Origin of the sequence: Streptomyces roseus, from assembly GCF_001044425.1 — a bacterium.
GTDB lineage: Bacteria > Actinomycetota > Actinomycetes > Streptomycetales > Streptomycetaceae > Streptomyces > Streptomyces roseus.
The window spans coordinates 1-20366 of record NZ_LFML01000037.1; the positions used below are offsets into that span (position 1 = coordinate 1).

Genomic DNA, 20366 nt, shown 5'->3' on the forward strand with positions numbered 1-20366 from the left:
CCGGCACACGGGAACACCCACCACCCGCTCGCTGATCGCCTACGACCACTGACCCGAGCACTTCGGACTTACTCGTCTAGTCCCCGCGGGGCGTTGACGAAGGGGCGGCCCCGGGACCCGATGGTCCCGGGGCCGCCCCTTCGCGTGGGGGCCTGCGCGTCAGCGGCCCGAGGTGAACCGCTCGTACGCGTCGCAGACCTCGTCGGCGGGGCCGTCCATGCGCAGTACGCCGGCCTCCAGCCAGATCGCCCGGTCGCAGGTCTCGCGGACCGTGCCGATGCCGTGGCTGACCAGGAAGACGGTGCCGGCCTGCTCGCGGAGCTCCTCGATGCGGGCCTGGCTGCGGCGCTGGAAGGCGGCGTCGCCGGTGGCGAGGGCCTCGTCGATCATGAGGACGTCATGGTCCTTGGCGGCGGCGATGGAGAAGCGCAGCCGGGCTCCCATGCCGGAGGAGTACGTCCGCATGGGCAGGGAGATGAAGTCGCCCTTCTCGTTGATGCCGGAGAAGTCGACGATGCTCTGGTAGCGCTCGCGGATCTGCTGCTTGGACATGCCCATCGCGAGGCCGCCGAGGACGACGTTGCGCTCGCCGGTCAGGTCGTTCATGAGGGCCGCGTTCACGCCGAGGAGGGAGGGCTGGCCGTGGGAGTAGATCCTGCCGCGGGCCACGGGCTGGAGGCCGGCGATCGCGGAGAGCAGGGTGGACTTGCCGGAGCCGTTGGTGCCGATCAGGCCGATCGCCTCGCCCTTGTACGCGACGAAGGTGACGCCCTTGACGGCGTGGACCTCGCGCATGCCGGGGGCGGGCCCCCGGGTGAAGAGCCGGCTCAGTGCGGCGGTGGCGCCGCCCTTGCGGGCGCCCGCGCCGTTCACCTTGTAGACGACGTGGACGTCGTCGGCGATGACGGTCGGGGTCCGGGTGTCGCGGGGGCCGGGGAGCGCCGCGGCCGGCGGGGTCGCGGGTGCGGGTGCGGGTGCGGATGTGGATGTGGATGCGGTTCGGGTGTCAGCCACGGCCGTACTCCTCCTCGGCCTTCCAGAAGTAGATGAATCCGCCGACGCCCGCGAGCAGCGCCCAGCCGGCGGCGATCGCCCATACGTGGTGCGGCAGCGCGTGCGCGTCGAAGCCGTCGATCAGCGCGTAGCGCATCAGGTCGATGTAGACGGCCGCCGGGTTGGTCTTGAGCAGGACGGTCACCCAGTGCGCGAGGTGGTCCTTCTTGAGCATCGAGTCGATCGACCACATGACCCCGGACGAGTACATCCAGGTACGCAGGACGAAGGGCATCAGCTGGCTGACGTCCGGGTTCTTGCTGCCGATCCGGGCCATGACCATGGCGAAGCCGGCGCAGAAGACGGCCATCAGCGCCAGGGCGGGCGCGGCCAGCAGCCACCTGGGGCCCGGGGTCTGACCGAGGGCGAGCAGGAGCAGGACGAGCGCGCCCATGGTCACCAGCAGCTGCTGGAACAGCTGGGCGACCGTCGACAGGGGGAGGCTGGCGCGCGGGAAGTGCAGGGCGCGGACCAGGCCGAGGTTGCTGTGGACGGCGCGGGTGGAGGCGTTGATGGAGCTGCCGATGAAGTCCCAGACGAAGACGCCGGTGATCAGGAACGGGATGTAGTCGCTCACGCCGTGGCTGGCGTCGAGGACGATCCCGAAGATGAAGTAGTAGACGGCGGCGTTGAGCAGCGGGGTCACCAGGTGCCAGACCTGGCCCAGCTTGGCCGTGCTGTACGTGGCGTGCATCCGGGCGGTTGCGTACGCGGTCACGAAGTGGCGCCGGCCCCAGAGCTGGCGCACGTAACTCGGCAGTGAAGGGCGGGCGCCGCTGACGGTCAGGCCGTGGGCCGCCGCCAGGTCGGCGAGCGCGGCCGAGGTCGCCGCCGGTGCGGCGGGGTGGGTGGTCACTGTCACGGGGGGTCGCTTTCGACGGGGTCAGGGCGTCGGCAGGCTGGAGGCTGACGATGGGACGGACCCGTATCGTCGCTACGGCGAGATTAGGGGGGCGTGCGACGGAACGCAACCGTATCGTCGTGACGGGTGGGTGACGGCGTGCGCGGCTATGCTCGGTGCATGACCACCACGGACCCCGCCACCACAGCCCCCGGCCCCGCTCCCGCTCCCGCCGCCGCCCGCCGCGCCCCTGCCGGGGCCGCCGTCCTGCGCGAGGACGTGACGGAGGCGATCCGGGCCGCGGTGCTGGACGAGCTGGCCGCGGTCGGGTTCTCGCGGATGTCGATCGAGGGGATCGCGCGGCGGGCCGGAGTCGGCAAGACGGCCGTGTACCGGCGCTGGAAGTCGAAGCTGCACCTGGTGCTGGACCTGGTGGGGGCCTTCGCGGTGGACGGCCTGCCGGTGCCGGCCACGGGCTCGCTGTACGGCGACGTACGGGCGCTGCTGGAGGTGATGTCACACGTGCTGCGGCACCCGGTGGCCTCGGCGGTGATCCCCGACCTCCTGGTGGAGGCCGCGCGGAACCCGGAGATCGCCGACGCGGTACGCGGCGCGCTGTTGGAGGGGGAGCGGCGCATGGCGCAGGGGATCGTCTCCGAGGCGGTGGCGCGCGGAGAGCTGGCGGAGGGTACGGACCCGGGGCGGGCGCTCGACCTGGCGATCGGCCCGCTCTATTGGCGGCAGGTGGTGGTGCGGGAGGCCGTGCCGACGGAGTACCTGGACGACCTGGCCAGGTCCGTGGTCGCGGGGCTGACCGCCGCTTCTGCCTGACACCGGCCAACAAAGCACTACCAGGGCCGGAGGCCGGCGGTCAGGGTGGGTTCCCGGGTCAGGGGCGGCGCCGTCGGGGCCGGGGTGCGCTCGGCCAGGGGGATGACCGGCGGGGTGGGCTCCGGATCGTTCAGGAAGACCCGGCGCACCACCCGCTCCGCCGCGTGGCCGTCGTCGTACGAGCAGAAGCGGGATCGGAACGCCGCGCGCAGCTGCGCCGAGCGCGAGCCCTGCCAATGGCCCGTCGTGAAGATGTCCACCAGCTCGTCCTCCGTGCGGGCGATCGCCCCGGGCGGACAGGTCCGCAGGTCGAAGTACGTGCCGCGGGCGGCCTCGTACGCCTCCCAGTCGTCCGCGTGGATCACGATCGGCCGGTCGAGGGCCGCGTAATCGAACATCAGCGAGGAGTAGTCCGTCACCAACGCGTCCGAGGCCAGGCAGAGTTCCTCCACCGACGGGTACGCGGAGACGTCGACCAGCCGCGCGTGGCGCACCGGCTCACCGGGCGCGTCCGCGTACGTCAGGTGCGTACGGGCCAGGATCGTGAAGCGCGGACCCAGGTCCCGCAGCAACCGCTCGAAGTCCAGGTGTTCGGGCCGGCTGCGCCGGTAGTCGCGGTGGGTCGGCGCGTACAGGACCGCCGTCGACCCGGGCGGGATGCCCAGGCGTTCGCGCAGCGCCACCACGTCGTCCAGGGTGGCCCGGTGGAAGGCGTCGTTGCGCGGGTAGCCGTACTCCAGCGTCGTGTACGAGGACGGGACCGCCCGCTCCCACACCAGGGTGGAGTGGCGGTTCGCGGACAGCAGGTAGTCCCACTGGTCCGCGCCGCGCAGCAGCCCCGCGAAGTCCGTCGTCGGGGTGGCGGCCGGGCGGTCCTGGAGGTCCAGACCGACCCGCTTGAGCGGGGTGCCGTGCTGCGTCTGGAGCAGGACCTGGCCCGGCCGCTTGACCAGGGCGCGCTCGAAGTTGACGTTCGTGGTGAGGTACGTGGCCCGCGCCAGGGCCGTCCAGTACGCCGCCGAGCCCGGGCGGAGCGCGGCCGTCTGCGCCGGGAGCGTCGCCGCGTGCCGGGGATCGCAGATCCACGCCGTCCGCATGCGCGGGGCGAGCTCGCGCAGTTTGGCCTCGATTGCCGCCGGGTTGCAGGCGTAGCCGCCGTGCCAGTACGCGGAGAAGACCGCCAGCTCCGGGCGCAGCGGCAGCAGCCGCTGGCATCGGTAGTGCAGCCGCAGCGCGCTCTCGCGCAGCCCGCGCCCCAGCGCGACCCCCGCCCGCCCCGCCGCCAGCGCGGCCGAGCGCAGCACCGACAGCGTGCCGTACGTACGGCGCGCGCCGAGCCGCATCAGCAGGTGGCGGATCCGGTCGGTGCGCGTGAGGGAGGGCGGGGGCGAGCCGGCGCTGCGGTACCGGCGCAGCAGCGTGGCGGCCCGCCGGAAGAACTCGGCCCGGCAGGCGCGCGGGAGGCGGCGCGGATCGGCGTACAGGGCGCAGAAGTGCTCGGCCATCCGCCGGTGCACGGCGGGGCGCCAGCGCTCCAGCTCGGGGCGGCTGGCGAGATGGCCGAAGACCCGGTCGTACTGGTCGAAGACGTCCAGGTGGCGGCGGGTGGTCGTGGTCAGGATCGAGCCGGTGCGCCGCTGGCGGTAGTGGACGCAGACCCGGTCGAGGACGGCGATGGACTCGGCGGCCAGCAGCGCCGGGTAGGTCCAGGGGGTGTCCTCGTAGAGGCCGGGCGGGAACCGCAGGCCCTCGCGCTCCACGTACTCGCGGCGGTACGCCTTGTTCCAGACGACCATCAGCATGCCGAGCAGGGCCGGGCGGTCGGCGAGCCGGAAGCTGGCGGGGCCCTCCTCGGACAGCCGGTGCGCGAGGCGGTTGCGCACGAGCTCCCCGGTCCAGAAGGTGCGCGCGTAGTCGTAGACGAGGACGTCGGGGGAGCCGGTGTCCTTGAGGCGGTCGGTGAGTGCCTGGAGGGCGCCGGGGGCGAGGGTGTCGTCGCCGTCGAGGAAGACCAGGTAGTCGCCGGTGGCCCGGGCCAGACCCGCGTTGCGGGCCGGGCCCAGGCCGAGGTTGTGCGCCAGGTGCACGGCGGTCACCCGGGGGTCCCGGGCCGCGTACTCGTCGATGATCGCGCCGCAGGCGTCCGGGGAGGCGTCGTCGACCGCGATCAGTTCCAGATCCGGGAACGACTGGGACAGGACCGAGTCCAGACTCTCCTGGAGGTACGCCTGAACCTTGTACGCGGGCACGATGACGCTGAACCGGGGCACGGGACATCCAGGGGTCGGCGCGGGCATGTGGCTCCCCCAGCAACCCCCGCGTGGCGATCGGGTTACGCAGCGTGTGGCATTCGGGTTACCCAGCGTCAACGCCGCACGTCAACCACCATGATCGGCCCGCTGTGCGCTACTTGACCGCTCCGGCCATCACCCCCGTGACGAACTGCCGCTGGAACGCGAAGAAGACGACGAGCGGGACGATCATCGACAGGAACGCGCCGGGAGCCAGTACGTCGATGTTGTTGCCGAACTGCCGCACCTGCTGCTGGAGCGCGACCGTGATCGGCGGGTTCGCCGAGTCCGCGAACACCAGCGCGACCAGCATGTCGTTCCACACCCACAGGAACTGGAAGATGCCGAGCGAGGCGATCGCCGGGCCGCCCAGCGGCAGCACCACCCGGGCGAACAGCCGCAGTTCGCCCGCCCCGTCCAGGCGGGCCGCCTCCAGCAGCTCGCGCGGGATCTCCGCGAAGAAGTTGCGCAGCAGGAAGACGGCGAACGGCAGCCCGAACGCGGTGTGGAACAGGACCACGCCCGCCGTGGTCTCGAACAGGCCGATGGCGCCGAAGAGTTCGGAGACCGGGATCAGCGCCACCTGCACGGGGACGACCAGCAGCCCGACCACGACCAGGAACAGCCAGTCCCGGCCGGGGAACTCCAGCCAGGCGAAGGCGTATCCGGCGAGCGAGCCCAGCGCGACCACGAGCAGGGTCGCCGGGACCGCGATGGCCACGGTGCTGAGCAGCGCACCGGTGATGGTGTCGTTGGCCAGCAGCCGCTCGTAGTTGTCGGCCGTCAGCCGGGTCGGGGCGGTCAGCGCCTGCCACCAGCCGCCCTTGTTCAGGTCGGTGGGGGAGAGGAACGAGGAGATCAGCAGCCCGAGCGTGGGCATCAGCCAGAACAGCGCGGCCAGGACCAGGAAGACACGGACGGCCCCGGCCGCGGCCCCCGCGGCCAGCTTGCCGGCCCTGGCACCGGCGCGCGGAGCGGGACGCGCTCCGGCACGTTCCTCCGGGCGGGCCTGCGCGGCGGCGCTCATCGGGCCCCCTCCTTCCGCAGCCTGCGGATGTTGTAGAGCATGACCGGGAGGACCAGCACCAGCAGCAGCACCGCGATGGCGCTGCCCAGCCCCGGGTCGGCGTCGGTGCCGAAGGAGGTCCGGTACAGCTGGAGGGCCAGGACGTTCGCGTCGTCCTGCACCGAGCCCGGCGCGATCACGAAGACCAGGTCGAAGATCTTCATGACGTTGATGACGAGGGTGACGAGGACCACCGCCAGCAGCGGCGCCAGCAGCGGCACGGTGACCCGGCGGAACACCTGCCACTCGTTCGCCCCGTCCACCCGCGCCGCCTCCAGCAGCTCACGCGGTACGGCGGCCAGCCCGGCCCCGATCAGCACCATCGCGAACCCGGCCCACATCCACACGTACGCCCCGATCACCGCCGGGGTCACCAGCGTCGGGCCGAGCCACTCCACCCCCGCGTACGCCTCGCGGAAGTTCGCCGCGGGCAGCCGCAGCACCGCCCCGTCCGCCTTCGCGGACAGGGTGAACGTGCCGTCGGGGCGGGCCGACGCCGAGTCGACCACCCGGCCGTCCTTGACCGCCTCGACCCGGATCCCGGCCAGGCCCGACTCGGTGGGGTCCACCGCGTTCGTACGGCCGCCCCCGCCCCGGGTGAAGTCCTGCCAGACCGTCCCGGTGACCTTGCCGGGTTCGGCGGCCGCGGGGCGGGCCGTACGGGTCCCCCCGGGCAGGTCCTCCGGGGCCACCCCGACCAGCGGGAGCAGCACCGGCACCCCCGCCCGTACGGGATCACGGGTCGTGAAGCCGCCCGCGTCGGCCCCCGAGGCCGGGACCAGCGGGGAGTCGCGGCCCGGGCGGGCCTTGGGGAAGGCCGAGGACTCGGCGAACGTGTCGTGCACCCCGACCCAGACCGCGTTGGCGATGCCCCGGTGGGGGTCGTGGTCGTACACGAGCCGGAAGATGATGCCGGCGGCCAGCATCGAGATGGCCATCGGCATGAACACGAGCAGCTTGAAGGCCGTTCCCCAGCGCACCCGTTCGGTCAGCACCGCGAAGATCAGGCCGAGGGCGGTGGCGGTGGTCGGGGCCAGCACCACCCACAGCGCCGTGTTCCTCAGGGCCGTACGGATCGTGTCGTCGTGCAGGATCTCGCCGTAGTTGGCGCCGCCCACGAAGGTGTCGCCGGAGCGGTCGAAGAAGCTGCGGTAGAGGGAGTAGCCGATCGGGTGCACGACGAGCGCGCCGAGCAGCACCAGGGCGGGCAGGAGGAACGCCGCCGCGACGAGGCGGCGGCGCCGGGTCTCCGCGGACCGTGCGGGCGTGGCCGGTATGGCCCCGGTGGGCGTGGCGGCCTTGGCGGCCTTGGCGGTCACCGGTTCAGTTCCCGTAGGCCTTGGCCGCGTCCGCCTCCAGTCTGGCCTGTGTACCCGCCACGTCCGACGGGTTCGCCAGGAAGTCCTGGAGCGCCTTCCACTCGCCGGCCCCCGGGGTCCCGCCGAACGCCGCCGGGGCCTGGTCCGACATGTCGAAGCGGAAGTCGTCGCCCGCCGCGATCAGGGCCTTGGCGATGTCCCGCTGGATGGGGTTCGGATAGGCGCCCGGGTCCACCGCCTTGTTCGCGGAGATGAACCCGCCCTCGCGGGCCTGGATCTCGCCCGCGTCCGGGGACGCCAGGAACGTCAGCAGCGCCTGCGCGCCCTTCGACGGCTTCAGCGCGACCGCCACGTCACCGCCCGAGATCACGGGCGGCTTGGCGCCGACCGCCGGGAAGTTGAAGACGAGGGCGTCCTGGCCGACCTTCGCCTCCGTCTGCGCGATGTTCACCGCCACGAAGTCGCCCTCGAACACCATCGCGCCCGCCGGACGGTCGCCCCCGGTGAAGGTCTGCGTCACCGACTTCGGGAACTCGGTGGCCAGCGCCCCGCTCGCCCCGCCCGCCAGAAAGTCCTTGCGCCCGAACAGCTCGCCGAGCGTGGTCAGCGCCTGCTTGACGCTCTCGTCCGTCCACTTGATCTCGTGCTTGGCCAGCTGGTCGTACTTCTGCGGACCCGCCTGGGAGAGGTAGACGTTCTCGAACCAGTCGGTGAGCGTCCAGCCGTCCGCGCCGGCCACCGAGACGGCCGGGGTGCCGGAGGCGGAGAGCGTGTCGGCCGCCTGCACCAGTTCCTTCCAGGTCTTGGGGGGCTCCACGCCCGCCGCCTTGAAGGCCTTCGCGTTGTACCAGATCAGCGACTTGTTGGCGGCCTTGTAGTACACGCCGTACTGGGTGCCGCCGACCGCGCCCAGCTTCTTCCAGCCGTCCGCGTAGTTCGCGTCGAGCTGCGCCTTGGCCTCCGGCCCGACCGGCTGGACCCACTTGTTCTGCACGGCCGCGGTCAGGGCGCCCACCTGCGGGAGCAGCGCCACGTCCGGCGGCTGGCCGCCCGCGATCTTCGTACCGAGGAAGGTGACGATCGGGTCCTGGGCCGGGACGAAGGTGACCGTGGCACCGGTCCGCTTCTCGAACTCCTTGAGGACCTTCGTGAAGTTCGCCTGCTCCGGACCCGTCCAGACCGCCGCGACCTCCAGCTTCTCGCCGTCCAGACGCGGTAACGCCACCGGCGGCCTCGCCTGCGGGGACGACTCGGCGCCCTGCGGCGGGTCGGACTTCCCGTCCCCGCCCCCGCACGCGCCGAGCGCGAGCGCGCCCACGGCCGCCAGGGCCGTCCAGGCGACCGTGCGGCTCCTTCTCCGGCCGCCGGTGCGGCTACCGTCCTTCGTCCGGCCCGTTCCCTGCCTGCGCATGGCTCTGCCCCCGATGCCCGTGGTGTGCCCGTGGTGTGACCTGTCGTGTGACTCGCCCCACAAGGTCTACGCCGAGCCGCGTACCCCCGCAATACCGCGTCGAACCGCGCCGCGCGCCCGCGGGCGGGTTCAGGGCGCGGGCGGGAACAGCACGGGTATCGCCGAGACCAGGTGCGAGGCCCGGTCCAGGGCGCTCGCCAGCAGCGCCAGGTCGGTGGGGCCGTTGCCCAGCTCGCGCACCGGCCGGCGGGCCGGGGGATCACCCATCCGCTCCCACTCCACCGGGACCACCGTCGGCCGCTGCGTCGCCGTCCGCGGGATCCGGCCGGTCACCCGGCCGCCCTGGAAGGGGACCGTCCGCCCGTCGCGGTAGCGCAGCCGGCCGCGGCCGGGGCCCGGCTGGTCGGGAGCGTCCAGCTCGATCCGCAGCGGGTTCGTCCGGGCCAGCTCGGTGTCGGCCGTACGGTCGGGGCGGGCGCTGGTGGCCACCAGGTGCACCCCGAGCCGGGCGCCGTCGCGGGCCACCGCCTCCAGCGCCCGTACGACGGACCCGGCGGCGGGGCGGCCCGCGCTGCCGAGCCCCGGCGCGACCAGCGCGTCGAAGTCGTCCACCAGCACCACCAGTCTGGGCAGGGGGCTGGGGCCGGGCGGGTCGGCGCGCACGGCGGAGGCGCGCAGCCGCAGCGTGCCGGTGCGCTGGGAATCGAGGTCGCCGAGCAGCTCGCCGGGGCTGGGCTGGCGGGGTGCGACCATCCGGTCGGAGACCTCCCGCCGGGCGTGCCACTCGGCGAACGCGGCGCCGTCCAGGAGCTCGGCGCGCCGTTTCAGCTCGGCCCCCAGGGCTTGGGCGAACTCCCGCATGCGCAGGGGGTCGCAGGCCACGAGGTGGGCGCAGACGTGCGGGAGCTCGGTGCACGGCCGGAGCCCGTCGCCGCGCTCGCCGCCGGCCCCGTCGAGGAGCAGCAGCCCGAGCCGGTCGGGGCGGGCGGCCGCGGCGAGGGAGGCGGCCACCGAGCGCAGCAGCTCCGTACGGCCGCTGCCGGCGGGCCCCTCGACGAGCAGGTGCGGGCCGTCCTGGACCAGCTCGGCGCCGACCGGGCCGCGCCGTCCGCTGCCGAGCACGAGCTCGGCGCGGCCGCCGACGCCCTGCCCCTGGTCGGTGGCGGCGGCCCAGCGGGCCATCAGGGAGGCCGGGGTGGCCCGGGCCAGTCCCAGCTCGTCCAGCAGGCGGGCGGTGTTCGGGAGGGCTGCGGCGACGGCCTGGCGGGGTCCGGAGGGGGAGGGCTCGGCGCGCAGCGGGGCGAGGGAGCGGGCGAAACGCTCGGCCCAGGCGGCGGAGACGGCATCGGCGGTGGCGGTGGTCCCGGGCGGGGACGGCTTGCCGCCGGTCACCGTGAACGTCCGTACGGTGGTGGCCACATCACCGCTGAGCAGGGCGACCGCGCCACAGGTCCGGAAGGCGGGGACGCTCGCGCAGGCGGCCTCGTACGTCTCGGCGAGCGGGGAGGCGGGCGTGGCGGCCGGTGCCTCGGCGAGCACGAGGAGGTGGATACCGGCGGCCGGGCCGTGCGCGGCGAGCCGGCCGGTGATGTCGTGCAGCGCGGCGGCGCCGGGATCGCCGTCGACGACGACGAGCGTGTACGGGCCCGGGTGGGCCTCGCCCGGGGAGCCCTCGCCGAGGGGTCTCCCGCCGAGGGGGCTCTCGTCGAGGCGGCGGGTCAGCTCGGCGGTCCGGGCGGCCGCCTGGTCGCGGTCGTACGCGAGGAGCAGGCGGCAGTCCTGGCCGTGCGCGGGCCGTACGTGCGGCAGCCAGCCGAGCCAGCCCCAGTCGGCGCGCCGCTCGGGGAGGGCGCGGGCGCGGTCGGCGGCGAGGAGGACGATCTCCAGCTCGCCGGGCCCGTGCAGGGCGGCGAGCTGGGCGATCACGCAACGGGCGACGCCGGTCAGCCGGGCGCGGGGACCGGCGATGCCGAGGGCGCCGACCTCCTGGAACGCGATCCGGCTGCCGGCCCCGAGCCCGACGTCGAGCCGCCCCGGGCCCCGGGACCACAGCCGCCGGGTGGGCCCGAGCGCGGCGAGCAGCAGAGCGGCGGGATCGTCGGCGTCGGGTGCGGCGGCCGGGACGGCTTCGGCGGCGGCGCCCTCGTACCCCGGATCCTCTTCCCCGCGGACCCATTTGCGGGCCCAGGCGCCGAGCCCGCGCTTGCGCGGCCGCTGTCCGGCGTCGTCGACGCCCTCGCGGGAGCCGGGGGAGCCGTACTCCGCCCCGGCCCGGCCCGTACCGGGCGCGCCGATGTGCAGGCCGGCGCCCGACCCGACCCCGGAGGCGGCGCCGCTCCACCCGGACCCGTTGGTGTCGGAGTCGGGGCGTACCCCGGAGCCGTGCGCGGGGGCGCCGGTCCGGGAGGGGGTGGGGTGGGGGGAGGGAGCCTCGGGGTGGGCGGGTGCGTCGGGCTCGCCGGGCCGGCCGGAGGCGGAACCGGGCGCGCCCGCCCGCGGGCCGCCCTGGCCGGCCGGCAGGGACAGGTGGCCTTCCAGGTCCGGGACCAGGGGGAGGGGGGCCGGGGCGTCGGGGGCCAGGCGGAGCGTGGATTCGCCGATGCGCAGCAGCGCCCCCGGCGCCAGCGCCACCGGCTGCGGGCCCACCGGCGCGCCGTCCACCGTCGTACCGTTCGTGGAGTTCAGGTCGGCCACGGCCACGCGGCCGTCCGGCATCACCGTCACCGCGCAGTGCAGCCGCGACACGTCCGGATCGTCCAGCGGGACATCGGCGTCCGCCGAGCGCCCGATCCGGATCGCCCCGGGGTGCAGCAGGTGCACCCCGCCCGCGTCCGGCCCCGCCACCACGTGCAGCTGCGCGCCGTCCGCCCCGACGGGCAGGACGTCCCCGTCCGGCAGGACGCCCGGCACCGGCGCGCCCAGCCCCAGCACCGCCCCGTCGACGAGCGGCGGCTCGCCGAGCACCCGCCGCTGGAGGTCGAGCCGCTCCGTCCCGGCGTACAGCACGACCGTGCCGCCGGTGTCGGGGCCGCCGACGGTCGCCGCGAGCCCGGAGGCCACGGCGGCGAGCGCGGTGCCCACGGGCGCGGTGACGAGCACGTCACAGCCGGCGGGCGCGGTCTGGTGGCCGCTGCGCGACCCAAGGACGGTCAGCCGGATCTGCATCGCCGTCAGCGGTCCCTTCTGCGCGGTGCGCGGTGCGTGCGCCCGGCAGGGGTGCGACGGGGCATGGCCGCCCCGATCAACCCCCCACCCGGCACGGCGCGTCGTCCGGTCAGGTCTGCCCGGAACGCGGGCTCCCGTCCCGGCCGTTCCGTACGGGTGCATCCTCGCACCTGTCGCCGACAACACGCCCGGCGCCCGGCAATAAATGATCTTGAATGATCACACCCCCGCACATGTCGCGTACACGCCCGGGCGCGTGGCCCGGCCGAAAAGTGGAACGCGGGCGGGGGAAAATCACCTCCGGCATACCCCTCAAACCTCACCCTTCGTACAAATGTGCGGCAACCAACCTCCGGCGCCCCGCGTCTTCCCCGACGGCACCCCCTAGAGTGGGCCGGAAAAACGCACCACGAAACGAACCACAGCAGGACGACAGCAGGGAGCGCGAGACGTGCGGCCAGTCGGCAGCAAGTACCTGCTCGTAGAGCCGCTCGGACGCGGCGCCACGGGCACCGTCTGGCGTGCCAGCCAGCGGGAGACGGCCGGCGCGGAGGCGGCGGTCGCCGGGCAGCCCGGCGAGACCGTGGCCATCAAGGTCCTCAAGGAGGAGCTGGCCCAGGACGCGGACATCGTCATGCGCTTCCTGCGCGAGCGCTCGGTCCTGCTGCGCCTGACGCACCCCAACATCGTGCGCACCCGCGACCTCGTCGTCGAGGGCGACCTGCTCGCCCTGGTCATGGACCTGATCGACGGTCCGGACCTGCACAAGTACATCCGGCAGAACGGCCCCTTCTCGCCGGTCGCCGCGAGCCTGCTGACCGCCCAGATCGCGGACGCGCTCGCCGCCAGCCACGCCGACGGCGTGGTCCACCGCGACCTGAAGCCCGCCAACGTGCTGCTCGACGAGCGCGGCGGCCAGATGAAGCCGATGCTCACCGACTTCGGCATCGCCCGCCTCGCCGACTCCCCGGGGCTGACGCGCACGCACGAGTTCGTCGGCACGCCCGCGTACGTCGCCCCCGAGTCCGCCGAGGGGCGTCCGCAGACCTCCGCCGTCGACATCTACGGCGCCGGCATCCTGCTCTACGAGCTGGTCACCGGACGGCCGCCGTTCGCCGGCGGCACCGCCCTCGAAGTCCTCCACCGCCACCTCAGCGAGGACCCGCAGCGGCCGCCGAACGTGCCCGAACCGCTCTGGATCGTCATCGAGCGCTGCCTGCGCAAGGAGCCGAACGAACGCCCCAGCGCCGAGAACCTGGCCCGCGGCCTGCGCGTGGTCGCCTCCGGCATCGGCGTGCACAGCGCCCCCGCCGAGGTGGAGGCCGCCCTCGGCGTCGGCGCGCTGCTGGCGCCCGACCCCTCGCCGGCGCCGGTCCCCGAGACCCCGGGTGCGGGCGGCGCCGCCGAGGCGACCCAGGTGCTGCCCGGCCGGATCGGCGCCGCCCCGCCGATGGGCGCGTACGACCCGAACGGCATGACCAGCGTGCTCCCGCCGGTCGGCGCGGCCGACGCCACCTCCGTGCTGCCGAGCACGGGCCGCCCCGGTGGCCCGGGCGGCCCGGGCGCGGACCCGACCTCGGTCATGCCCCCGGTGCAGCAGCCGGACCAGCCGCACCCGTGGCAGTCCCAGATGCGGGCCGCGCGCGACCGCAACGAGCAGACGCAGATGCAGTACCTCGACCCGGGCGAGGACCCGCTGCGCCGGCGCCCGCAGCGGCAGGCGCCCCCGCCGCCGCAGCGGCCCCAGCAGCCCCCTCAGTACCGCCAGGGCCCGCCGCCCCCGCCGTACCAGCAGCAGCCGCCGTACCAGCAGCCTCCGCAGCAGCCGTACTACCAGCAGCAGCCGCCGCCCCAGCACTACCAGCAGCCGCAGCAGCCTCCGTACCAGCAGCCGCCCCAGCGGCAGGCCCCGCAGCGGCAGCAGCCCCCGCAGCAGCAGCCCCCGCAGGCCCCGCCGCAGCGCCGCGAGCCGCGCGAGCCGCGCCCGCGCAGCGCCAACCCGATCAAGATCCCGGGCCTGGGCTGCCTCAAGGGCTGCCTGGTCATGATCCTGCTGTTCGTGGTGGCGGGCTGGCTGGTCTGGGAGCTCACCCCGCTCCAGGAGTGGGTCGGCACCGGCAAGGGCTGGTTCGACCAGCTGTGGACCTGGGGCTCCGACATCGTCGACTGGGTCACCGCCCTCGGCGACTCCACGGGCGGCGGCTCGGGCGGCGGCACGCCCTGAACCGGGCGTCCAAAGCGTTGGGTTGTTGATTTGTCGACTTCTGGGACGTGATTTCGCCCCCAGAAGTGAAGGTCGCCGTGTTCCGGGGCGTTCAACCCCCATCCGGCCGCGTAGCTTTGGTGCGTACGCCAGCCGCTGAGGGAGCAGTCGTGGCACGGAAGATCGGCAGCCGGTACACCGCGCACCAGATCCTGGGGCGCGGCAGCGCGGGCACGGTGTGGCTGGGCGAGGGGCCGGACGGGCCCGTCGCCGTCAAACTGCTGCGCGAGGACCTCGCGTCCGACCAGGAGCTGGTCGGACGCTTCGTCCAGGAGCGCAGCGCGCTGCTCGGCCTGGACCACCCGCACGTGGTGTCCGTCCGCGACCTCGTCGTGGACGGCAACGACCTGGCCCTGGTCATGGACCTCGTCCGCGGTACGGACCTGCGCACGCGCCTCGACCGGGAGCGCCGGCTCGCCCCGGAGGCGGCCGTGGCGATCGTCGCGGACGTCGCGGACGCGCTGGCGGCGGCGCACGCGGCGGGGGTCGTGCACCGGGACGTGAAGCCCGAGAACGTCCTGCTGGACATGCAGGGGCCGCTGGGGCCCGGCGGCTCGCACCCGGCGCTGCTGACCGACTTCGGGGTGGCCAAGCTGATCGATTCGCCGCGGCGGGCGCCGTCCGGGGCGCCGGGAGCGCGGGCCTCGGCGACGACGACGCGGATCATCGGTACGCCGGACTATCTGGCTCCGGAGATCGTCGAGGGCCTGCCGCCGCGGGCCGCTGTCGACATATACGCGCTGGCCACGGTGTTGTACGAGCTGCTGGCGGGGTTCACCCCGTTCGGCGGGGGGCACCCGGGCGCGGTCCTGCGCCGGCATGTGACGGAGACGGTGGTTCCGCTCCCCGGCATCCCCGACGAGCTGTGGCAGCTGATGGTGCAGTGCCTGGCGAAGGCGCCGGCCTCCCGGCTGCGGGCCTCGGAGCTCTCGCTGCGCCTGCGGGACCTGCTCCCCCTGCTGGCCGGCATGCCGCCGCTGGACGTGGACGAGCCGGACGAGCCCGAGCCGGAGCAGTCGTCGGCTGAGCCCGCCCCGGAGGCCGAGTCCCCCCGGCGGCGGGGCGTGGTCCCGCTGGTGCCGGGCTCCGCGACCGACTCGAACCGGGACACCCACACCTCGATGCGGGTGCCGGGGCCGGACGAGCTGGCCGGGGGCGCGCTGGGCACGGCCCGGGTCCCGCGCCCCGCGGGCGGCCACCGCCCGGGCTCCGCCCGCCACCGCGCCGAGACGGCCCGCAAGCGGCGCCTCGCGCTCACCGCGGGGGCCGTGGCGCTGGCCGCGGCGCTCGGCGTGGGCACGTGGCTGGCCACCTCCGGCGACGAGCCCCCGCCCCAGGACACCAAACACTCCACCCCGGCCAAGCCGTAGCCGGGGGCCGACCCCGCAGCCGCACTCGGGCGCGGGGGAGGGCCCCCGCGCTCCCGTACCGGGCTACGCCTCCACGAGCTCCGGGTGCCAGCGGCGGGCCACCGCCGGGTGGGCCCGGGTCCAGCCCTTCAGCTCGTTGCGGCCGTACTCGGCGTGCAGCGGGTTCGAGGAGTCGTGCGCGACACCGGGCGCCGACCGCAGGTACTCGCCCGGCACCGTCTCGATCACGGCGTCCAGCCGCGGGTTGTAGAAGAAGGGCACGGAGTAGCGCTCCACCGCCCCCGGCGGGCTGACCACCCGGTGGTCCGTGGCCACCAGGTACCCCTCCGTCGCGATTTCCAGCAGCTCGCCCAGGTTGACCACGAACGCCCCCGGCATCGGCGGGATGTCCACGAAGCCGCCGTCCCGGACGACCTGCAGCCCGCCCACCCCGTCCTGCAGCAGCAGTGTCAGGAACCCGTAGTCCTTGTGCGCCCCGACCCCCTGGCCTGCCCCGGAGGGGGCCGATCCCGGGTAGCGGATGAGCTTGGTGTGCAGGTGCGGCCGGTCCGCGAACGCCGCGTCGAAGAAGTCGGACGGAGCGCCGATCGAGGTCAGCAGCCCCCGCAGCAGCCGGTGGGCCACCGCCGCCAGCCGCGCCTGCCACTCCAGCACCACCGGCCGCAGCTCCGGCAGGGCCTGCGGCCACTGGTTCGGGCCCTCCAGCCACAGGTACGCCGGGTCGTCCGGCCCCAGCACCGGCGCCGGCCGCTCGGCGCCGACGTCCAGCTGGTCGCGCCAGTCGGAGGCGCCGCCGGTCAGCTCGTGGCCGATGCGGGTGTACCCGCGGAAGTGCGGCGAGTTCAGATTGCTCACCGCGAGCCGGTCGGCCTCCGGCAGGGCGAAGAAAGCCCTGGTCAGCTCCAGGATGCGGGCGGTCTCGGCCTCGCTGATCCCGTGTCCGGTGAGGTACAGGAAGCCGGTGTCCCGGGCCACGGCGTGCAGCTTCTTCAGGAAGTCGGCCCGCTGGGCCGGGTCGTCGGCCTGGGACAGGTCGATGACGGGAAGCGCCGGAACTGCGGATTCGGCGGGAAGATCGGTGTGCGCGGACGGCATGACGGCTCCGTTTCGGATGTCACGGGGTCCTGTTCCCCAGAGGTGTCGGGGCAGCGGATGGGGAGGGCCGCCGGCAGGGATGGCGCCGGAGCCGCTTGGGCCGCGTACAGGACCAAGTCGGATCGGGGTGGATCAGGCTTGGGGATGGTCCGGCGGCAGACAGCTCGTCGTCGTGACACGCATGTGGTCCACATGGCGGCGCTTGACGAGGAGCAGAGTCATACCGTGAGCGTACGCCCGTTCCCGCCCTCATCAGAACGGGTGATCCGGCCTGCCCGGACGGGGCCGCCCGCGGACCGGCTACGCTGGACCCGTGGCAGTCGTCGATGTTTCCGAAGAGCTGAAGTCCCTCTCCTCGACCATGGGGTCGATCGAGGCCGTCCTGGACCTCGACAAGCTGAGGGCAGAAATCGCCGTGCTCGAGGAGCAGGCCGCCGCGCCGTCCCTGTGGGACGACCCGGAGGCCGCTCAGAAGATCACGAGCAAGCTGTCGCACCTCCAGGCCGAGGTCCGCAAGACCGAGACCCTGCGCAGTCGCATCGACGACCTCGCGGTGCTGTTCGACCTCGCCCAGGAGATGGACGACGCGGACACCCTCGCGGAGGCGGAGACCGAGCTGGTCTCCGTCCGCAAGGCGCTGGACGAGATGGAGGTCCGCACCCTGCTCTCCGGCGAGTACGCCGAGCGCGAGGCGCTGGTCAACATCCGCGCCGAGGCCGGCGGCGTCGACGCCTCCGACTTCGCCGAGCGCCTCCAGCGCATGTACCTGCGCTGGGCCGAGCGCCACGGCTACCCCACCGAGATCTACGAGACCTCGTACGCGGAAGAGGCCGGCATCAAGTCGACCACCTTCGTCGTCAAGGCCCCGTACGCCTACGGCACCCTCTCCGTCGAGCAGGGCACCCACCGCCTCGTGCGCATCTCGCCCTTCGACAACCAGGGCCGCCGCCAGACCTCCTTCGCGGGCGTCGAGGTGCTGCCGGTCGTCGAGACCAGCGACCACGTCGAGATCGACGAGACCGAGCTGCGCGTCGACGTGTACCGCGCCTCCGGCCCCGGCGGCCAGGGCGTCAACACCACCGACTCGGCCGTGCGCATCACGCACCTGCCGACCGGCATCGTCGTCTCCTGCCAGAACGAGCGCTCGCAGATCCAGAACAAGGCCAGCGCCATGAACGTCCTCCAGGCCAAGCTGCTGGAGCGGCGCCGCCAGGAGGAGCAGGCCAGGATGGACGCCCTCAAGGACGGCGGCAGCTCCTGGGGCAACCAGATGCGGTCCTACGTCCTGCACCCGTACCAGATGGTCAAGGACCTGCGGACGGAGTTCGAGGTCGGCAACCCGCAGGCGGTGCTCGACGGCGAGATCGACGGCTTCCTGGAGGCCGGCATCCGCTGGCGCAAGCAGCAGGAGCAGAGCGCGTAAGCGCCGCCGCGCGCGCCAGGCACCACGTACGGCGAAGGGCCCGGACACCTGGGGTGTCCGGGCCCTTCCGCGTCCGTGGAGCCGGCCGAGTCGTCGAGGTCCGTCGGCGTCGATGACCGGGACGCGGCGGGGGGAGCTACGCCGTCTGCTGGGCCAGGAGGGCGAGAGCCGCCACGAGGACCACCATGAGCACGATGAGCGCCAAGGGGTTCAGGCCGCCGAAGGGGCCTTCCTGCTGCTGGAGGCGCTCCCGGTTCGCCCGGCACACCGGGCAGCGGCCCTGGCTGACGGGCGCGGCGCAGTTCGCGCACACGAGCCGGTCATAGGTCATGCGCTCTCCTCCTCTCGTCCCCTTGAACTACGAACACCTTGAACAACGCTTGAACCAACGACTGCGTTCCCCTACCACTGTGCCAGCTCCGGCGACATTCGGCGCGGCCCGTCCGGGCAATCCCGGTCCGTCCCGGGACGATCCCCTCCCGGACCAGGGGATATATCGGGCAACTCCGGCCGCCGGGCCCCCGCCCCCCGCCCGTTCGCGTATGGTCACGCACACCGACTCCGCACACCTACTCCGGCGACCGTGGTGCACCCGTGATCCGATTCGACAACGTCTCCAAGTCCTACCCGAAGCAGAACCGCCCCGCACTCAGAGATGTCTCCCTGGAGATCGCGAAAGGCGAGTTCGTCTTCCTGGTCGGCTCCTCCGGCTCCGGCAAGTCCACCTTCCTGCGGCTGGTCCTGCGCGAGGAGCGGGCGAGCCACGGCCAGGTGCACGTCCTGGGCAAGGACCTCGCCAAGCTCTCCAACTGGAAGGTCCCACAGATGCGGCGCCAGCTGGGGACCGTCTTCCAGGACTTCCGCCTGCTCCCCAACAAGACGGTGGCCGAGAACGTCGCCTTCGCCCAGGAGGTCATCGGCAAGCCCCGGGGCGAGATCCGCAAGGCCGTCCCGCAGGTCCTGGAGCTCGTGGGCCTCGGCGGCAAGGAGGACCGCATGCCCGGCGAGCTCTCCGGCGGTGAGCAGCAGCGCGTGGCCATCGCCCGCGCCTTCGTCAACCGGCCGGCCCTCCTCATCGCGGACGAGCCCACCGGCAACCTCGACCCGCAGACCTCGGTCGGCATCATGAAGCTGCTGGACCGGATCAACCGCACCGGCACCACCGTGATCATGGCCACGCACGACCAGCAGATCGTGGACCAGATGCGCAAGCGCGTCATCGAACTCGAACAGGGCCGACTCGTGCGCGACCAGTCGCGCGGCGTCTACGGCTACCAGCACTGAAAGGCCCTTGAGACGTCATGCGCGCCCAGTTCGTCATGTCGGAGATCGGCGTCGGCCTCCGCCGCAATCTCACCATGACCTTCGCGGTCATCATCTCCGTGGCCCTGTCGCTGGCCCTGTTCGGCGGCTCCCTGCTCATGCGCGACCAGGTGAGCAAGATGAAGGGCTACTGGTACGACAAGGTCAACGTCTCGATCTACCTCTGCAACAAGAGCGACGCGGAGGACAACAGCGAGAGCGGGAGCAAGGCCTGCGCCAAGGGCGCGGTCACTCCCGACCAGAAGCAGCAGATCGAGACCGACCTCAAGAAGATGGAGCTCGTCGAGACCGTCCACTACGAGTCCTCCGACGAGGCCTACAAGCACTACAAGGAGCGCTTCGGACACACCGCGCTCGCCTCGGTGGTCACCCCGGACCAGATGCCCGAATCCTTCCGGGTGAAGCTCAAGCAGCCCGAGAAGTACCAGGTCATCACGACCGCCTTCGCGGGCCGCGACGGCGTCCAGTCGGTGGAGGACCAGCACCAGGAGCTGGACAATCTCTTCACGATGCTCGGCTACCTCAACCTGGCCGCCCTCGGCATCATGCTCATCATGCTGATCGTGGCCCTGCTGCTGATCGTCAACACCGTGCGCGTCTCCGCCTTCAGCCGCAGGCGCGAGACGGGGATCATGCGGCTCGTGGGCGCCTCAAGCTTCTACATCCAGGTCCCGTTCATCATGGAGGCCGCTTTCGCGGGCCTCGTCGGCGGCGTGTTCGCCTGCGTGATGCTCGGCGCCGGCCAGTACTTCGTCATCGACCACGGCGCCTCGCTCCGTACGAAGATGGAGCTGATCAACTTCATCGGCTGGGACTCCGTGTTGACGAAGCTGCCGTTGGTGCTGGTCATCGGGGTGCTGATGCCCTCGCTGGCCGCCTTCATCGCATTGCGCAAGTACCTGAAGGTGTGACGAG

The 20366-nt window shown here is 73.3% G+C and carries 15 protein-coding genes; 6 read left to right on the top strand and 9 right to left on the bottom strand.

Features of this window, described 5'->3' with window-relative positions; genetic code table 11:
• Window positions 1–159 precede the first annotated feature (159 nt).
• Together ACS04_RS09930 and ACS04_RS09935 are read right to left on the bottom strand one after the other, a co-directional pair.
• Window positions 160–903, bottom strand: a complete 744-nt coding sequence (locus ACS04_RS09930) for an ABC transporter ATP-binding protein (RefSeq protein WP_048476223.1) — start codon at window positions 901–903, stop codon at window positions 160–162.
• A 103-nt stretch (window positions 904–1006) separates the two neighbouring features.
• Window positions 1007–1915: an ABC transporter permease gene (locus ACS04_RS09935; RefSeq protein WP_048476183.1), complete on the bottom strand. Its 909-nt coding sequence runs from the start codon at window positions 1913–1915 to the stop codon at window positions 1007–1009.
• A gap of 159 nt (window positions 1916–2074) precedes the next feature.
• On the opposite strand from ACS04_RS09935, the gene ACS04_RS09940 reads away from it, so the two are divergent.
• Window positions 2075–2725, top strand: coding sequence for a TetR/AcrR family transcriptional regulator (locus ACS04_RS09940; RefSeq protein ID WP_048476184.1), 651 nt, complete (start codon window positions 2075–2077; stop codon window positions 2723–2725).
• 17 nt (window positions 2726–2742) lie between these two features.
• Here the strand turns inward: ACS04_RS09940 and ACS04_RS09945 are convergent, their stop codons facing one another.
• The 5 genes from ACS04_RS09945 to ACS04_RS09965 all read right to left on the bottom strand — a co-directional run bounded on the left by ACS04_RS09945 (window position 2743) and on the right by ACS04_RS09965 (window position 11977).
• Entirely contained in the window at window positions 2743–4995 is a 2253-nt protein-coding gene (locus tag ACS04_RS09945) for a bifunctional glycosyltransferase/CDP-glycerol:glycerophosphate glycerophosphotransferase (RefSeq protein WP_048476185.1), read from the bottom strand.
• Window positions 4996–5131: 136 nt separating this feature from the next.
• Window positions 5132–6043, bottom strand: coding sequence for a carbohydrate ABC transporter permease (locus ACS04_RS09950; protein ID WP_048476186.1), 912 nt, complete (start codon window positions 6041–6043; stop codon window positions 5132–5134).
• Complete coding sequence (locus ACS04_RS09955; RefSeq protein WP_048476187.1) at window positions 6040–7401, bottom strand: carbohydrate ABC transporter permease; 1362 nt, start codon at window positions 7399–7401, stop codon at window positions 6040–6042. Before ACS04_RS09955 ends, ACS04_RS09950 begins: the two co-directional genes overlap by 4 nt.
• 4 nt (window positions 7402–7405) lie before the next feature.
• Complete coding sequence (locus tag ACS04_RS09960; RefSeq protein ID WP_078864601.1) at window positions 7406–8812, bottom strand: ABC transporter substrate-binding protein; 1407 nt, start codon at window positions 8810–8812, stop codon at window positions 7406–7408.
• A 129-nt stretch (window positions 8813–8941) separates the two neighbouring features.
• Window positions 8942–11977 (bottom strand): FHA domain-containing protein, encoded by a 3036-nt coding sequence (locus ACS04_RS09965; protein WP_048476188.1) that lies wholly within the window; start codon window positions 11975–11977, stop codon window positions 8942–8944.
• A gap of 451 nt (window positions 11978–12428) precedes the next feature.
• Here ACS04_RS09965 and ACS04_RS09970 point away from each other — a divergent pair, with 451 nt between their 5' ends.
• Both ACS04_RS09970 and ACS04_RS09975 read left to right on the top strand, forming a co-directional pair.
• Window positions 12429–14201, top strand: coding sequence for a serine/threonine-protein kinase (locus tag ACS04_RS09970; protein ID WP_048476189.1), 1773 nt, complete (start codon window positions 12429–12431; stop codon window positions 14199–14201).
• Window positions 14202–14350: 149 nt separating this feature from the next.
• Window positions 14351–15610: a serine/threonine-protein kinase gene (locus tag ACS04_RS09975; RefSeq protein ID WP_048476190.1), complete on the top strand. Its 1260-nt coding sequence runs from the start codon at window positions 14351–14353 to the stop codon at window positions 15608–15610.
• A 63-nt stretch (window positions 15611–15673) separates the two neighbouring features.
• Here ACS04_RS09975 and ACS04_RS09980 read toward each other — a convergent pair whose 3' ends face one another.
• A complete protein-coding gene (locus ACS04_RS09980) occupies window positions 15674–16705 on the bottom strand; it encodes an isopenicillin N synthase family dioxygenase (RefSeq protein ID WP_048476191.1) in 1032 nt (343 codons plus the stop codon).
• A gap of 313 nt (window positions 16706–17018) precedes the next feature.
• On the opposite strand from ACS04_RS09980, the gene prfB reads away from it, so the two are divergent.
• Window positions 17019–18128: a peptide chain release factor 2 gene (prfB, locus tag ACS04_RS09985; protein WP_048476192.1), complete on the top strand. Its 1110-nt coding sequence runs from the start codon at window positions 17019–17021 to the stop codon at window positions 18126–18128.
• A 136-nt stretch (window positions 18129–18264) separates the two neighbouring features.
• On the opposite strand, the gene ACS04_RS09990 is transcribed toward prfB, so the two are convergent.
• Entirely contained in the window at window positions 18265–18459 is a 195-nt protein-coding gene (locus ACS04_RS09990) for a hypothetical protein (protein WP_048476193.1), read from the bottom strand.
• Between the two features lie 263 nt (window positions 18460–18722).
• Here ACS04_RS09990 and ftsE point away from each other — a divergent pair, with 263 nt between their 5' ends.
• Together ftsE and ftsX are read left to right on the top strand one after the other, a co-directional pair.
• Window positions 18723–19412, top strand: coding sequence for a cell division ATP-binding protein FtsE (ftsE, locus tag ACS04_RS09995; protein WP_048476194.1), 690 nt, complete (start codon window positions 18723–18725; stop codon window positions 19410–19412).
• A gap of 17 nt (window positions 19413–19429) precedes the next feature.
• Window positions 19430–20362 carry a permease-like cell division protein FtsX gene (gene ftsX / locus ACS04_RS10000; protein WP_048476195.1) on the top strand — a complete coding sequence of 311 codons (933 nt, stop codon included), beginning with the start codon at window positions 19430–19432 and terminating at the stop codon, window positions 20360–20362.
• The last annotated feature ends 4 nt before the right edge of the window (window positions 20363–20366 follow it).